1 protein-coding gene is annotated in these 2,013 nt (G+C 68.4%); it reads right to left on the reverse strand.

What is annotated here, in order from left to right; all coding sequences use genetic code 11:
• The coding region (locus AB0B20_RS29060) for a hypothetical protein (protein ID WP_357475109.1) at window positions 1-1,627 on the reverse strand (1,627 nt) is incomplete at its 3' end.
• Window positions 1,628-2,013: the final 386 nt, after the last annotated feature.

Here is a 2,013-nt window from a genome sequence, read left to right on the forward strand (position 1 = left end):
GGGTGGCGTTGTCGTCCTTGTCGTACGGGCGGGCGAGGAAGCCGTCTTCGATCTTGATGAGCCACTCGCCGTTGTAGATGCCGCCACCGAACCGGTTGGCCGTGTTGTCGACGATCTTGCTGTCGGAGATCGTGGCGCTGGCGTGCTCCTTGTTGTTCGGGAAGCCCCAGTGCTTGCCACCGGTGACCACCACGCCGCCGCCGTTGCCGTCCGCGTGGTTCTTGGCGACGTGCACCTTGTCCAGGTCCAGGTCGGTGCTCTCGGCGTAGACGCCGCCGCCGTTCTCGCAGGCGGTGTTACCAGTGATGGCGGTGAAGGACACGGTGACGGTGCCGCCGCTGCTGAACAGGCCGCCGCCGTTCTTGCCGGCGTGGTTGTCCGACAGGCTCGACTCGACGCCGTCCTTGCCGTGGTCGGAACCGAAGATCTCGACGATGCCGGCCTCGTTGTGCTTGGCCTTCGGGTCGTAACCCTTCGGCGCGGCGGAGGCCCCCGGACCGTGCTCACCGGACAGGCCGCTGCCGTTGGCGACGCCGCCGCCGTTGCCGCCCGCGGTGTTGTCGTCGACGTGGGTGGTCTCGACCTTGAGGATGCCCTCGTTGTAGATGCCGCCGCCGTCGCCCTGGGCGTGGTTGTCGACGACCTTGCTGTCCTTCAGCCAGGTGCGGCCGTAGTTGGCCAGGGCGCCGCCGTCGCCTTCGGCGTTGTTGTCGGCGAGCTTGACGTTGTCCAGGTAGGCGCTGCCGCCGCGCTCGACGAGCAGCGCGCCGCCGTCACCCTCGACCCGCTTGTCGTCGTCCTTGCCGCCGTTCATGCCGTCGGCGACCGGCGTGACAGTGGCGGCCGTGGTCGCCGCGGCCGGAGCCGCGACAGCCGGGGCGGCGGCCGGGGCCGCTACCGCCGGGTCGGCCGCCTTCGGCGCGGACGGTCCGGGGTACTTGAACTCGTTGGCGTTGCCGCCCTTGATGGTGAGGTCCTTGAGGGTGAGGTCGCCGCCGTCGGCGACGCGGAAGATGCGGAAGGTGTCTTCGGCGTCGCGCTTGATGGTGGAGCCGTTGCCCTCGATGGTGACGTCCTGCTTGATCTCGGGCAGGGCGGAGCCGACCTTGCGGTCCTTGACGCCGAGTTCGTAGGTGCAGTTCTCGGCGAGCTTGATGGTGCCGCCGTGGTCGCGGTTGGCCAGTTCGAGGGCGTCGATCAGGGCTTCGTCCTTGCAGGGGACCTCGCGGGTCTTGCCGTGGTCGTCCTTGCCGTCCTTGCCGCCCTTGTCCGGGCCCCACTCGCCCTTGTCCGGGCCCCACTCGCCACGGTCGCGGCCCTCCTGGCCACGGTCCTTGCCGTCCTTGCCGTCCTTGCCGTGGTCGTCCTTGCCGTAGTCGTCGCGGCCGTACTCGTCCTTGCCGCCCTTGTCGCCGTGGTCGTCGTCGCTGAGCTGCTGCGTGGTCGACCACTTCACGTCGGCGAGCCGGTGCGGGCCGGTGGCCCCGGTGGTCGCGTAGGCCACGCCGGCGAGGCTGACCGCTCCGGTCAGGCCCACGACGCCGGTGGCGAGCCACATCCGGCGACGCCGGAGCGGGGAGATGGTCTTGCTGGTGGCGCCATTGTTATTGCGAAGGTAGTTGGACATCGGAGCTCTCTGCCCTCTCCTTGTACCTGACAAGGTCGCTTCGCCCTGGCGAGGCGGCCTTCGCTACAAATCGGTTGTAGCTGCTGAAGACGACCGTATGAGAACCATCTTCGCCTCGTGGGCATATACGAAAAAAACCCGCATAAGGGTGCGGGTGGGATGGGTGGGCGCAGGGTGGCCCGGACGCCCCGGCGGGGGACACCACGGCCAGCCGGCCGGCTGCCGGGGTGGGAGCCCTCCTCACGCCGTACACGACGCGAGGAGGGCTCTCCGGTTATGTGGTGGTGCGGTTCAGTTGAAGCAGTCCTCGACGGTGTTGGCGCAGTTGGTGGGGTCGTTGTTGCTGATGAGGGACTTGTCGTCGAGCTTGACGCGTCCTTCGTTGT

Source organism: Micromonospora sp. NPDC049151 (assembly GCF_040648395.1).
Classification (GTDB): domain Bacteria; phylum Actinomycetota; class Actinomycetes; order Mycobacteriales; family Micromonosporaceae; genus Micromonospora.